This window comes from Cupriavidus sp. GW823-FHT07A04, from assembly GCF_058794615.1.
Genome location: NZ_JBXAHA010000004.1, coordinates 197022 through 209769, shown reverse-complemented (window position 1 = coordinate 209769; position 12748 = coordinate 197022). Strand labels below are relative to the sequence as shown.

The 12748-nt window shown below is 66.7% G+C and carries 11 protein-coding genes and 2 tRNA genes; 8 read left to right on the top strand and 5 right to left on the bottom strand.

The window, feature by feature from the left end; all coding sequences use genetic code 11:
* Positions 1-18: 18 nt before the first annotated feature.
* Positions 19-1752, bottom strand: coding sequence for a M14 family metallopeptidase (locus tag AC1Q7Q_RS08790; RefSeq protein WP_492370557.1), 1734 nt, complete (start codon positions 1750-1752; stop codon positions 19-21).
* Between the two features lie 616 nt (positions 1753-2368).
* On the opposite strand from AC1Q7Q_RS08790, the gene AC1Q7Q_RS08785 reads away from it, so the two are divergent.
* The 4 genes from AC1Q7Q_RS08785 to AC1Q7Q_RS08770 all read left to right on the top strand — a co-directional run bounded on the left by AC1Q7Q_RS08785 (position 2369) and on the right by AC1Q7Q_RS08770 (position 6721).
* Positions 2369-2659, top strand: a complete 291-nt coding sequence (locus tag AC1Q7Q_RS08785; RefSeq protein WP_492370558.1) for a hypothetical protein — start codon at positions 2369-2371, stop codon at positions 2657-2659.
* A 289-nt stretch (positions 2660-2948) separates the two neighbouring features.
* Complete coding sequence (pobA, locus tag AC1Q7Q_RS08780; RefSeq protein WP_492370559.1) at positions 2949-4118, top strand: 4-hydroxybenzoate 3-monooxygenase; 1170 nt, start codon at positions 2949-2951, stop codon at positions 4116-4118.
* A 100-nt stretch (positions 4119-4218) separates the two neighbouring features.
* Positions 4219-5625, top strand: a complete 1407-nt coding sequence (locus AC1Q7Q_RS08775; RefSeq protein ID WP_492370560.1) for an MFS transporter — start codon at positions 4219-4221, stop codon at positions 5623-5625.
* Between the two features lie 265 nt (positions 5626-5890).
* A complete protein-coding gene (locus tag AC1Q7Q_RS08770) occupies positions 5891-6721 on the top strand; it encodes a hypothetical protein (protein WP_492370561.1) in 831 nt (276 codons plus the stop codon).
* 176 nt (positions 6722-6897) lie between these two features.
* On the opposite strand, the gene AC1Q7Q_RS08765 is transcribed toward AC1Q7Q_RS08770, so the two are convergent.
* On the bottom strand, positions 6898-7425 hold the full coding sequence (locus tag AC1Q7Q_RS08765) for a metal-dependent hydrolase (protein WP_492370562.1): 528 nt from the start codon (positions 7423-7425) through the stop codon (positions 6898-6900).
* Positions 7426-7586: 161 nt separating this feature from the next.
* Between AC1Q7Q_RS08765 and AC1Q7Q_RS08760 the strand changes: the two genes are divergently transcribed.
* A complete protein-coding gene (locus AC1Q7Q_RS08760; protein ID WP_183037134.1) occupies positions 7587-7988 on the top strand; it encodes a hypothetical protein in 402 nt (133 codons plus the stop codon).
* Between the two features lie 12 nt (positions 7989-8000).
* On the opposite strand, the gene AC1Q7Q_RS08755 is transcribed toward AC1Q7Q_RS08760, so the two are convergent.
* Complete coding sequence (locus AC1Q7Q_RS08755; protein ID WP_492370563.1) at positions 8001-9011, bottom strand: DMT family transporter; 1011 nt, start codon at positions 9009-9011, stop codon at positions 8001-8003.
* Between the two features lie 158 nt (positions 9012-9169).
* On the opposite strand from AC1Q7Q_RS08755, the gene AC1Q7Q_RS08750 reads away from it, so the two are divergent.
* Positions 9170-9245, top strand: a tRNA-Glu gene (locus AC1Q7Q_RS08750).
* 78 nt (positions 9246-9323) lie between these two features.
* Positions 9324-9400 (top strand) — tRNA-Asp (locus AC1Q7Q_RS08745).
* Positions 9401-9548: 148 nt separating this feature from the next.
* On the opposite strand, the gene AC1Q7Q_RS08740 is transcribed toward AC1Q7Q_RS08745, so the two are convergent.
* Together AC1Q7Q_RS08740 and AC1Q7Q_RS08735 are read right to left on the bottom strand one after the other, a co-directional pair.
* Positions 9549-10256 carry a GntR family transcriptional regulator gene (locus AC1Q7Q_RS08740; RefSeq protein WP_492370564.1) on the bottom strand — a complete coding sequence of 236 codons (708 nt, stop codon included), beginning with the start codon at positions 10254-10256 and terminating at the stop codon, positions 9549-9551.
* On the bottom strand, positions 10253-11281 hold the full coding sequence (locus AC1Q7Q_RS08735; RefSeq protein ID WP_492370565.1) for an asparaginase: 1029 nt from the start codon (positions 11279-11281) through the stop codon (positions 10253-10255). Before AC1Q7Q_RS08735 ends, AC1Q7Q_RS08740 begins: the two co-directional genes overlap by 4 nt.
* A 117-nt stretch (positions 11282-11398) precedes the next feature.
* Here AC1Q7Q_RS08735 and AC1Q7Q_RS08730 point away from each other — a divergent pair, with 117 nt between their 5' ends.
* Positions 11399-12739, top strand: coding sequence for an MFS transporter (locus tag AC1Q7Q_RS08730; RefSeq protein WP_492370566.1), 1341 nt, complete (start codon positions 11399-11401; stop codon positions 12737-12739).
* Positions 12740-12748: the final 9 nt, after the last annotated feature.

Genomic DNA, 12748 nt, shown 5'->3' with positions numbered 1-12748 from the left:
GGCGCGCAACGCGCCCCGTCAACCCAGCAAACCCGCCCAATACAGCTCCGCCGCCGCCAGCACCGCCCGCATCTGGGTGGTGTGCGCCAGGCGAAACGCATCGCCATAGACCGTCTGGTCGGGGAATTCGGTGACCAGCGTGAACGGCACCGTTGACCGGGAATCCTCGAAGATCATGCAGGGAATGCCGTTTAGCACCGGGAACGGCACCTCACCGGCGTGGTTGCCCCACGTCGCCAGCTGGCGGGCATTGAACGCAGCCAGATCCGGCGAAGCCGCCAGTTGCGCAGTCAGCGCCTGCATGAACGCCATGCCATCGCGCCCGGCGTGGTGGCGCAAGATCAGGAAAAAGCCCTTGGGAATGGTCCAGGTCTCGAAGCCCGGCGGCACGTAGCCGGTAAGCGGCCGCGTCCATTCGTGGGCGGGGTAGCCGTGCAGGCTCATGTGCAACCCGGCACCGGTGCGCTCGATGGCTTCCAGCCGGGCCGCTTTCTCCACGAAGGGCGGCGCTGTGCGTGCCTCCAGGTCGTCGCCCAGCGCGGTGTAGCGCGCGGCATGCGACATATGGCGCGGATTGTCCTCGCGCAACTGCACATGCAAGGCTGCGCCATCCGGGTTCTCCAAAGCGATCAGGGCAAAGTGCGCATGCGGGCGCTGCTTGAGCGCCTGTGCCGCGCGCAGCGCCCCGACCACGCCGGACGTTTCGTTGGCATGCTGGCCACCGGAAATCACCAGCCCGGGCAGCGCGCCTTGGATGTGGGTGCCGTGGACCACGCGCCCCTGCGTGGAAAGCACGCTGAAGCGCTTTCCGCCCAGGGCATGCATCTCGACGGCGGCCTCCTCCGGCGTCAGGGGCTGCGAGAGCGCGGCGAGCGCACTCGGGGACAGAGGGGCCGCAGCCGCGTCGGCCGGCGTCGCGGCCGCGACGCGCGGGTGCGGCAACAATGCCACCCGCACCCGCGTGGCACCCTGCGCGTGGCGGATCTCGGGCACGATCTGGCCGGGTTGCAAGGTGCGATCGCCGCGCGGCAAGCCGGCGCGATCCTGGAAGAACTCCAGAACGGAGAAATACAGGTCCTCGTGCAGGGCCTCGCGCGTACTGATGCACTCGTCCTGGTAGGACAGCCGGCATTCGATGCCGCCCGTGTCGATGGCAATGCGAAGCACATCGAAATAGGGCCCCTGCCGGCCCCAGGCATGGCCGCGGATCGCATCCATGGCTGCGGCGAATGCCAGTTCGTACTCGGTGGCGAGCGGGCCGTCCTCCAGCACGGCGCCATCACGCGACAGGCGCAGCCACCCGCACGGCGCGCCAGACTCCGCGAGCGGCACGAACACACGGTGGGCGATGCCGTCCAGTTCGACGACATAGTGGCCTTCGTCGTCTCCGTCGCTCAGGCGAAGGCTGCCTTGCGGCAGCATGCCGGCGAGCGGATAGGTTTCGAGCCGGAAGCGCTGCGACTGTCCCGCCGTTGTAGCCGCGGGCAGGCGCACGGAGATCTCGCCCGCGGCGGCGAGGCGGCCGCCGTCGTGTTCCAGCGCCAACGCCTCGAGGAAGAAATGCAGCAGCGGCTTGTAAGCGCTGTGGATCGCCGCCTGCACGCCAGCGGCGGCAAGCCGCTGCTCGGCCGCGCGGCGCGTGGCGATGTCGTCGAAGACCCAGGCTTGCACGCGTACGCCGGGCATCGCCGCGACGCGCTCAACCAGGGTATCCAGTGTGTGCGAAATGGAGGTATCGAGCAGGATCGTCATGGCTGGCCTTGGCGCCGTGCGCGGTGGGCTGGGTGTCGGATCCGGCATTATAGGCAGGCTCCCGATTGCCCGGGAAGGCGCCTTCCCAGGCGCTGGCCTCGCGCGTTCCCGTAGTGGGTCCAGGCGGCAAAGGTGTTCGTAGGCAATGCCGGGGCGCGGCACATTTGCGCGTGCACATTTCCTTACAACCCGGACATACATTGACACCGCAGGATCGCTAAGCTGCCCCCCTTGAGCAAGCCTGGTCTTGCCATTCCAAGGAAAGTACGCATGAGCCGCTCCCTTTCTCACGCAACCCGACTTCCTGCCGCGCAAGCGCGGCGGCCCCGATGAAGTGGTCCACCATCGTGTTGGTGCTGCTCGGCTGGCTGGGCGGATGTACCGCCATCGGATGGCTGCTGATGGCCTGCGCGGGCATGTTGCCCCAGTAAGCCACAACAGCACGCAGGCGGGCATCTCATCGCTCCGTCATCGATTCACCGAGCTATCGGACAGCTATCGGACCATCAACCACACGCCATTTCGTAACGGGGTATTTCAGCGGCGCGGCCGGATCCGGCTGCGCACCCCAATCATCACTGGCCCATTTCCGCCATTTCCAAGGCAAGGAGAGACCATGTACGATCACGCCGCCATGCCGCGCGAGAGCCACGGCGCCCTCACCACAGGCGCCATGCAAGACACGCCCCCACCGCGCACGAGCCCCACGCGCCGTGCTCGCGCCGTGCGAGCGAACGTTGCCTGCGGCGACGTCCTGATGTCCGATATCGGCCTGCTCAAGCTGTGCCGTCACTGCGCAGAGCACTGGCCGGCTGACGGCGAGTTCTTCGCGCGGGACACGCGCCGCCAGGACGGCCTTGAACACATTTGCAAGGCTTGCCGCAAGGAACAGCGCTCGGGCCGTTGAAGCGCGGCGACATGTATGAAATGTGAAGGCTGTCGCGCGCGGCCGGCGCGCTCGGACGCGTCGCCGCGCACACCGGCGAATATCACAATTCCGGCTAAATTCAACCCATAATCTAGGGTTTTCCCCAGCATCGACAGGACATCTCGGCACATTCCGCGCCAGATGCGGATGTTCGTTTTGTCCTGTTGATGGTTCGTTCCGTCTATTCCCTCCCGTCCCTGGCGCCGCTATTGTTACGTTCAATAGTTACGTGCAATAACAATCCCCATCCCGCACCAGGAGACACGCGATGCGCACACAAGTCGCCATCATCGGCGCCGGCCCCGCCGGCTTGCTGCTCGGGCAGCTGCTCGCCAAGGCCGGCATCGATGCAGTTATCATCGAGCAACGCAGCCCCGACTACATCCTCGGCCGTATCCGCGCCGGCATCCTTGAAGGCGTGACCGCCGATGCGCTGGAGCGCGCTGGCGTGGCGCAGCGCCTGCAGCACGACGGCCTGGTTCACCATGGCATCGAACTGTCCTATGGCGGCGAGCGCCACCACATCGACTTCCACGCGTTGATTGGCCGCTCGGTCACGGTCTACGGTCAGACTGAAGTCACGCGCGATCTGATGGTCGCCCGCGCGGCCGTAAATGCCGTCACGGTGTACGACGCGCAAGACGTCAGCGTGCACGATTTCGATACAGCCTCGCCCGTGGTGCGGTATTTCAAGGACGGCCAGCAGCATGCGTTGCGTTGCGACTTCATCGCTGGCTGCGACGGCTTTCATGGCGTCACGCGGCGCAGCGTGCCCGAGCCATCCAAGCGCATCTTCGAGCGGGTCTATCCCTTCGGCTGGCTCGGCGTGCTCGCCGACACGCCGCCGGTGGCCGATGAGCTGATCTATGCCAGCCACGAGCGCGGCTTCGCGCTGTGCAGCATGCGCTCGCTCACGCGTAGCCGCTATTACGTGCAGGTAAGCGCCGACGAACGGGTCGAGGACTGGTCCGATCGACGCTTCTGGGACGAACTGCGCAGCCGGCTGGACGCCAGCGCCGCCGAGGCGCTGGTGACGGGCGCAAGCATCGAAAAGAGCATCGCGCCGTTACGCAGCTTTGTGTGCGAGCCGATGCGCTTCGGCAACCTGTTCCTGGCGGGCGACGCCGCGCATATCGTGCCACCAACCGGCGCCAAGGGCCTGAACCTGGCCGCCAGCGATGTCCTCTACCTGGCCGACGGCCTGATCGCGCGCTACCTGCACGACGATGCCAGCGAGCTGGACGCGTACTCGCAGAAATGCCTGCGCCGGGTCTGGAAGGCAGAGCGCTTCTCGTGGTGGATGACATCGCTCCTGCATCGCTTCCCCGATGCCGATGACTTCGCGCTGCGCATCCAGCAAGCCGAACTGGACTACCTCACAGGCTCGCGTGCCGCCCAGATGTCGCTGGCGGAGAACTACGTCGGCCTGCCGTATTGAATACGCCGAATACGCGCGCGATGCCACGCGGCACGCCTTGAGATACCAAGAAAACCAGTGCATTCGCCGCCAACGAGCGGCATAGCAGGAGACCCGCACCATGACGCCCCCAACCAGCGGCCAGCCGGCCGCCTCCCCTGACCGTGCGCGCCATCCCGGCGCCGGCATCGACGTCCAGCAGTTCATCGACAGCCAGCCGTTCTCGCGCTTCCAGTGGATCATCCTGATCCTGTGCTTCCTGATTGTCGCGGCCGATGGCTTCGACACCGCGGCGATCGGCTTTATCGCGCCGATGCTGGCCAAGGAATGGGGCGTCAGCCGCGCCCATCTCGGGCCGGTGATGAGCGCGGCCTTGTTCGGCCTGGCTGCCGGCGCGCTGGTGGCGGGGCCGCTGGCCGACCGCTTTGGCCGCAAGGGCGTGCTGGTCGGCTCGGTCCTGTGCTTCGGCGGCTGGAGCGTGGCATCGGCTTTTTCGACCTCGCTCGAAGCGCTCACGGTCCTGCGTTTCCTGACCGGCCTTGGCCTGGGCGCGGCCATGCCGAACGCGGTCACGCTGATGTCGGAGTACGCGCCCACGCGGCGGCGCTCGCTGGCGGTCAACGCCATGTTCTGCGGTTTTACGCTGGGCTCCTCGGCCGGGGGTTTTGCCGCGGCCTGGCTGATTCCGCACTATGGCTGGCATTCGGTGCTGCTGGTGGGCGGCGTAGCGCCGCTGCTGCTGGCCGTGCTGCTGATCTTCTTGCTGCCAGAGTCCGTGCGTTTCCTGGTGGCACGCAAGGCCCCGGACGCGCGCATCGCTGCCGCGTTGTCCAAGGTCCACCCGGGTGTGCTGCGCGCCGACGAACGCTTTCATGTGCAAGAGGCCGCGCCCACCGGCGCTTCCTCGCTGCGCACCATCCTGATGCCCCAGTTCCGCACCGGCACCGTGTTGCTGTGGACCACATACTTTATGGGACTGCTGATCTTCTACCTGCTGACGAGCTGGCTGCCGACGCTGTTCGCCGACGCGGGCTACCCGATCGAGAAGGCCGCGCTCATCACCGCGCTGTTCCCGCTGGGCGGTGGCATCGGTACGCTGACCGTGGGCTGGCTGATGGACCGTGGCCATCCGTGGCGCATCGTGGCCGGCACCTACGCGCTGACTGGCGCGCTGGTCTATGCGGTGGGCCACGGCGCCGGGGACGTGTTCCTGCTCGGCGTGCTGGTGTTTGCCGCCGGCACCTGCATGAACGGCGCGCAATCCTCCATGCCCACGCTGGCCGCCGGCTTCTATCCCACGCAATGCCGGGCCACCGGCGTGGCCTGGATGCTGGGCATTGGGCGCTTTGGCGGCATCGTCGGCGCGCTGCTGGGCGCGCAGATCCTGGGCTTGGGATGGAGCTTCGGCAAGATCTTCGGCCTGCTCTCGCTGCCCGCCTTTGTCGCCACCGCCGCGCTGCTGATCGCTTCGGCGCGGCCGCGCACCGCGGCGCGGCATGCCGTTGGCCAGCACGATGCCGCGCACTGATCCCCGCGCCAGCCTTCAAACCATCGATCCAGCGTTCGCCATGAGTTCGCCACCGATGCCCGGGTAACCCGGTCGCGTCCATCCTTCATTGGGATGGTGTACCCGCGCGATTGGTTCGCTGGCCCACACACCCTGTGTTGCCACAGGCAGGAAGCGGCACCGCCCGCTTTGCCTGCCGTCCGGCCGCCGCCTACCATGCTAGCAAAGGTAAGCCCGGCTACAGGGCGGCTGTACCAGAGAGAAATCGTGGTGAGGCGGGGACATTTTGGCGAATTACCTGGAAGAGTACTGCGCGCGCATCCGGCGCGCAGCGGCGACAGCCGTGATCGACAAGCCGGTGCTGGTGGATCGCGATGGCATCTACGCGATGTGCTACGTGCCGTTCGAGCACAGCCATGAGCGCGCTCGGCTGGTATTGGTGAGCACCACGCCCGGGCACACCCACGTGCAGCTAGCGGCGGAGCTGACCGAGAGCCTGCTGCAGCGGCATGCGCCCGGGCGCACCATCCAGCGCGAGAACAAACGGCGCGTGGAACTCGGCGGCCCGCTCGTGCGGCCCAACCTGATTCGCATGCTGGATCATTTCGGCATCGCGCAACTGGTCGGGCTGTCCGATGCCGCATCGCTCTGGGATGATGGTTTCGAGCGGCTGCAGCCGATGGCCTTGCTGCCCTATGCCACCACGCGGCGCGGCCTGGCTTTCGATGGCGACCTGGAAGAGCTGATGGCGGTGCCGATGCTGCGCAGGGTGTTCGAGAACCTGTTCCTCGGCGCGCTCAGGCAGATGGATGACCAGGCGCTCTACCTGGCGCTGGGGCGCACTCCGTGGGCCGCGCTGGGCCATGCCGTCGACCGCGGCCTGCTGCAGCGCCGGCAACTGCTGGGCATGATGCCCGTGCCCGCGCGCGCGGGCAGCATGGTGAAGTACTTCCTGCGCGAGGTCAGCGTCGATGCACTCTCCCCGCGAGACCCTGTGCGCCATCGCACCACATGGCTCGACGCCGCGCATGACGAACTGGTGGCGGCAGTGCGCCGGCAAAGGCGTGACGCGGACGCGAGCCAGCCCGGCACGGCGGCGACCTGCCTGGAGGCTTGAAGCTGGCCGCCGGCCACTTCCCGATATGCCGAGGCCATCACCCCACGTCGGTGGGGTTCATGTGGCACTTGGGCGCGCCGTTAGCCTTCTCTGAGGGAATTGCCTCCCTCGACATTCCCGATCGGCGGCCCCTTGTGGCCGCCTCTTTTTTTGTGCGGGCGCTCGCGCCCAGGCATTCAAACCCGCAAGTGCCAGGCCCGCAAGTATTGGAACAGGTCCAGCCCGTGCGCGCCGTGGAACCATACGTGGCGTGACAACGCCAGTGCGCCCATCCACGAGGCCGCGACCACCAGCAGGTCGCATCGTCCGCTCTTCCACCAGTTCAGCGAATGCCGCCCGAGAATCCAGGGCACGCCGAGTGGGTTGGGCCAATCGGCCAGCAAGTGCATCAGCCCGCCACAGGCAAACCCGAATGCCGGCGCGGCCAGCGCATGCGCGCCCAGGGCGCGGTGCGCAAACACCAGCAGCGCCAGCCAGGCGATGCCCCAGTGCGTCCAGGTACGGTGAGTGATCCACAGCCGGCGGGATCTGGACCACCAGGCGACCTCCAGCCAGTCGGGCGCGCCGCCGCCGGCCGCGCCCGCAAAAAAGGCAAGCACCGCGGCCATGTGATACGGGCCGCCGGCACCGGACTGGGCGACCACCGCGGCGGCGGCGAGGCCTGCCGCCCATCCGGTGGCATGGTGTGCTTTGCTGGAAGCCATGACGTAGATGCGCTCATCGGGAGCCGTGAAATGAAGGGGCGCAATGGTGGCAGATCGCACCGCAAAAGAACAGGGCTCGGAGCGCGGCTTGCACCTATCCGCCGCGCGCGCTAACTTGGAAGCTGCTTGCGGCAAATGCGCCGCGCACCTTGGGAGGTGTCATGAGATCGCAAATTGCCCGGCAGGCCCGCGCAATCCTGGCGGCATCCCTGTGGCTAGCCGCGGCGGCACATGGCCAGCCGGTGGAATCCGGGCCGCTCACCATCGGCGGCTCGCTGGTGGTGGAAGGCCCCCTCACCGTCCATGGCACGCTGACCGTGGACGGCAGCGTCCTTGCGCACGGCCCGCTGACCGCAGCCTGGTTTGCCAATCGCCCACCGGTCTATGGACAGCCGCCTGGCGCAGGGCGGCAGAAGGTGTTTCACGGCCCGCTCACCGTGCACGGGCCCTTGGTGGTGGAAGGCAACATGCTGGTCAACGGGCCGGTCAACGTCGATGGGCCGCTTAGCGCGGGAGGCAGCATCGACGCCGACGGCCCCATGCGCGAGCGGCGGCGCCAATGACGTGCCTGTCGATCAGGCCGATTGCCGGCGCGCGGACGTGCGCCGGCCAGTCATCGCGAGCGCCGCGCCGCCGATGATGAGTGCGGCCGCGCCTGCCAGCGTCCACGTCAGCGTGGCAAAGCCGAACCACACCAGCAGCAGCGTAGCCATCAGCGGCGTGCCATATGACAACACCCCCAGCAACGCCAGGCGACCGTGCTTGGTGCCGTGGTCCCACGCTGCGAAGGCCACGCCGGTCGGCCCCACGCCCAGCAGCAGCGCCGCGAGCCATTCGCCGGCGCTCGGCATCACGGTGGATTCCAGCGCAAGGTGGCACAACACACCGCACAGGGCCACTGCCCCGCACACGCTGACCATGGTGGTGCTTGGCACCTCGCCGTAGCGCCGGTTGGCAACCGAGTAGCCCGACCAGATCAGGGCGCATGCGAGCGCGGCCAGGTAGCCCGTCGCCGCGCCGGCCTGCGCGCCTGCCGGCAAGGCTGCCGGCGCGGCTTGCGGCGTGCCCTTGACGATCAGCAAGGTGCCGAGGAACCCCAGCATCGCGGCAGCGACCTGCCGCCTGCCCAAGGCGCCACCCGGCGCCAGCGCGCAGAACAGCACCATCAGCAAGGGCCAGAGATAGGCCAGCAAGCTGGCCTCGGCCGGCGGGATCACCGCGAACGCGTAGAAATACAGGGCGTGATAGAGAAAGATGGCGCCGAAGGCGAAGAGCCATGCCCGGGCCCGGCTGCCTGGCGGTTCGCATGGCGCAGCGGTGCGCCGATGCAGCGCCAGCCACGGCAGCCCCAACAGGAATGCCACGCCGAAGCTCAGCGCCAGCAATTCGAATGGCGGCAAGCGGCGGGCCTGGGCGGTCAACAGGGGAAGCGTGGCCCACAGCAGCAGCGCGAAGGCGCCGATGGCGGTGGGGCCGATCAGGCGGCCGGCAGGATGGGATTGGGTCGGCATGGCAATGGCGTCGAGAGTCAGTGCGAGAGTCAACGTGAGACGCAGGCAATCCCGCATGGACAGCATCGTGGCCATGCCCCTGCCGCCTGTCTTGGCAAATACGGCTATGCGATGCGCGCGCCGTTTGACGATTTGCGGGGGAGAATAAACAGGGGCTTCCCATCGCGAAAAAAGGGCGCTATAATCGCGCCCCTCGCGACACGAAATGTACATGACGTAGCGAGCAAGTCTCAGTCCCCATCGTCTAGAGGCCTAGGACATCACCCTTTCACGGTGAGTACAGGGGTTCGAATCCCCTTGGGGACGCCAGTTTCGAGAGCAACGCCACCAAGCGCAGCCTCAACACGAGCGTCGGAAACCGCAACAAGCGGGTTCCACAGCCACTGCGGAGTGGTAGTTCAGTTGGTTAGAATACCGGCCTGTCACGCCGGGGGTCGCGGGTTCGAGTCCCGTCCACTCCGCCAGCATTGCCTGGATACTGCTCGAATGCCGCATATCCAGGAAAAAATATAGCCCGCCATCAGGTGGGCTATTTTTTTGCCTGCCACCTGCCTGCCACCTGCCTGCCACCACCCGGCGGGCTCGCAGCGAACGCCCGCTGGTGCGCCTGCGCTATGCCCCGCCGTTGTCCACAGCATCGGAACTATCGATCGCCCGCACGATGATCTTCAGCGTGTCGTCCAGGTGATGGATGGTCTGGCGCTTGGCGGTCTCGGCATCGCGCTGCCTGTACTGGGACAGGATTTCGGCATGCTCGGCATTGCTCTGCGCAATATGTTCCGGGCTCATGTAGAGCGACAGCGAGATATACGGCGCAGCCGAATCGCGCAGCGTCTTGACCAGGTGGGCCAGCCTGCTGTGTTCCTGGGATGCCCAGAGTGCCGCGTGGAACTCCAGGTTCAGCTCGGTCCAGCGCGTGACATCCTGCGTCTGCAGCATCTCCGCATGGAACGCCTCGGCCCGGGCGATATCTTCCGGCGTGATGCCCCGGACCGCCTCTTCGACCATCATCGGCTCCAGCACCTTGCGCAGCCGGTAGATTTCCTGCACATCATCCAGCGTCAGGCCGCGCACGACCGCGCCACGATGCGCGTCGAAGAACACCAGCCCTTCGGAGATCAGCGTGCGCAATGCTTCCCGAACGGGCGTAGTGCTCATCTCCAGCCGCTTGGCGAGGTCATCCTGGCGCAAGCGCTCGCCCGCGGTCATGCGGCCTTGCAGGATGTCGGCGCGCAACGTCTGCACCGCATACTGGTAGGCAGTCAGCCGGCGCGAAGGCGCGGCTTGCACTCTGGACGGGGGATTCGGCGAAGTCTTCAAGGAACGGGCTGCTGTTGGATGGGCGAATGGCGTGGCAGTGTACCCCACTTCGCAAACGCGTCCGGGATCTGCTCGCGCGGCGTGCCGGCAGCCAGCAACGCACCTAGCAACAGCCGCGCCTTCAACGGATGGAGCCACTTCGAAAGCAAGGCGCCGCGCCGTGCCAGATCGACTTCGGAGCCGGCGAAACCATAGGTTCGGGAGGCCGTTGCCCCAGCCCCGGTGCGGCTAGCGATCACCACCGGCACCACCTTGGACAGGCGAGCGACATGCTCGGCGAAGCCGAAGGAGACGTGCCCGGCGCCGAACGCGGCAACCACGATTGCCTCGTAGCCGAGATCAAGCGCAGCCACGGCCAGATCGCCATCGTCGCCCAGGAGCGCCGGCACCACCGCCACCTTTGGAAAGCGCCGCGTGGGCGGGCTTGCCAGCGGCCTGTCGACCGGCGGATGAAAGTACTCGGGCTGCCCCTCGACCACCCGCCCCGCGGGCCCGCCGTCAGGCGAGACGAAGGTCTGGACCGACAGGGAATCCGACTTGCAGACCCAGCGCGCCCTGTGAATGGTGTCGTTCATGACAACCAGCACGCCGCGCCCGCGGCTCTGGTCGTCCATGGCGACCTGCACGGCGGCCAGCAGGTTGGCGGGGCCATCCGCTCCCGCGGCCAGCGGCGTGCGCATCGCACCGGTAATGATCAAGGGCTCGGGGTGGCGCCAATACAGATCGAGGAAAAAGGCGGTCTCCTCGATCGTGTCCGTGCCCTGGGTCAGGACGACGCCGCGCGCCCCGCCGGCAACCTTGCCCTCGGCCCATGCCAGGCAGGCCAGCAACTGTTCGGGGCCCAGCGAAGCGCTCGGCAACTGGAAGAGCGGCTCGGCGGAGATATCGGCCAGTTCTCCCAGGCCCGGCACGGCCGCGACCAGCTGGGCGGCGTCCAGCTTGGGGACAACCCCGCCGGCAGCATCCGACGGCGTCATGCTGATGGTGCCTCCTAGCGAGGCGATGGCAACTGATGGGCGAGACATATGGTTTTCCCGTAGCGTTAAGGTATGCATTATGCATTATGCATTATATATACTATACAATCCGCAAGACAACCTGAGGCTCCTAAGCCAACTCCCAACCCGTTACGGAGACGCACGATGCACCAACACCCGCCGCCCACCCGGTATCGCTTCACCATCTTCTTGCTGATCGTCGTGATTGCGCTGGTCAACTACATTGACCGGGGCGCCATCGCCTATTCGGCCGGGCAGATCATCGGGGAGTACGGCTTCGACCGCGCCGGCTGGGGCGCGGTGCTGGGCTACTTCGGCTACGGTTATATGTTTGGCGCGCTGATCGGCGGTGCGCTGGCAGACCGCCTCGGCGCGAAGCGGGTCTGGGTGATCGCAGGCGTGGCCTGGTCACTGTTCGCGATCTGCATGGTCTGGGCGGGCGACATCGGCCTCGCGGTGTTCGGCGGCTCGGCCCTGAGCGGATTTGCCATGGTGCGCATCCTCTTCGGCTTCTCGGAGGGGCCCGCCTACTCGATCATCAACAAGACCATGTCCGCCTGGGCATCGCCGGCCGAGCGCGGCTTCGCGGTATCCATCGGCCTGCTGAGCACGCCGCTGGGCGCGCTGCTTACCGCGCCGGTAGCGGTCGGCCTGCTGCTGCTCACCGACAGCTGGCGCGCCATGTATGTGGTGCTCGGCGTCCTGGGCCTGGTGCTGATCGCCCTATTCTCGCGCGTCTACACCAACCGGCCCGAGGATCACCCGAAGGTGAATGCGGCAGAACTCGCCCAGATTCAGGCCGGACGGGGTGAAGCCCCCAAAGGCACCGCAAGCGCAAGCGCCGCCTTGCCTTGGTGGGCGTTCTTCAAGAGCCGCACGCTGGTTTTCAACTCCATCGGCTATTTCTCCTTTATCTACGTCAACTTCATGCTGCTGACGTGGACACCGAAGTACCTGCACGACGAGTTCAACTTCACCCTTTCCTCCCTCTGGTACATCGGGATGATTCCCTGGGTTGGCGCGTGCTTTACGGTATTGCTGGGCGGGCGCATCTCCGACTGGCTGCTAAAGCGCACGGGCAAGCTGGTCATTGCAAGAAGCTGGTTTGCCGCCGCCTCGCTGTTGCTGACAACCCTGTGCTTCCTGATGGTGTCGCAGGCGCACAGCGTGTGGACCGTCATCGCCCTGATGACTTTGGGCAACGCCTTGAACGCCTTGCCGAACTCCGTCTACTGGGCGGTGGTGATCGATACCGCGCCCTCGCGCGTCGGCACGTTCAGCGGCATCATGCATTTCATCGCCAACATCGCTGCGGTCCTGGCGCCCACGCTGGCCGGCATCCTGTCGGCACGCTACGGCTATTCGTCCATGTTCATCGCCACTTCGGTTGCGACGGCGCTGGGCGTGTTCGCCATGCTCCAGGTCCGTCCGGGCGTGGGTCCCCGCCTCGAGCGCGATGCGGGAATCGTTGCCTCGGCAGAATGATCCAAGAGG

Bases quoted from the DNA above. Each gene is read 5' to 3' on its own strand.
- AC1Q7Q_RS08790 (WP_492370557.1), bottom strand. From the start codon at position 1,752: ATGACGATCCTGCTCGATACCTCCATTTCGCACACACTGGATACCCTG.
- AC1Q7Q_RS08785 (WP_492370558.1), top strand. From the start codon at position 2,369: ATGTACGATCACGCCGCCATGCCGCGCGAGAGCCACGGCGCCCTCACC.
- pobA (WP_492370559.1), top strand. From the start codon at position 2,949: ATGCGCACACAAGTCGCCATCATCGGCGCCGGCCCCGCCGGCTTGCTG.
- AC1Q7Q_RS08775 (WP_492370560.1), top strand. From the start codon at position 4,219: ATGACGCCCCCAACCAGCGGCCAGCCGGCCGCCTCCCCTGACCGTGCG.
- AC1Q7Q_RS08765 (WP_492370562.1), bottom strand. From the start codon at position 7,425: ATGGCTTCCAGCAAAGCACACCATGCCACCGGATGGGCGGCAGGCCTC.
- AC1Q7Q_RS08760 (WP_183037134.1), top strand. From the start codon at position 7,587: ATGAGATCGCAAATTGCCCGGCAGGCCCGCGCAATCCTGGCGGCATCC.
- AC1Q7Q_RS08755 (WP_492370563.1), bottom strand. From the start codon at position 9,011: ATGGCCACGATGCTGTCCATGCGGGATTGCCTGCGTCTCACGTTGACT.
- AC1Q7Q_RS08735 (WP_492370565.1), bottom strand. From the start codon at position 11,281: ATGTCTCGCCCATCAGTTGCCATCGCCTCGCTAGGAGGCACCATCAGC.
- AC1Q7Q_RS08730 (WP_492370566.1), top strand. From the start codon at position 11,399: ATGCACCAACACCCGCCGCCCACCCGGTATCGCTTCACCATCTTCTTG.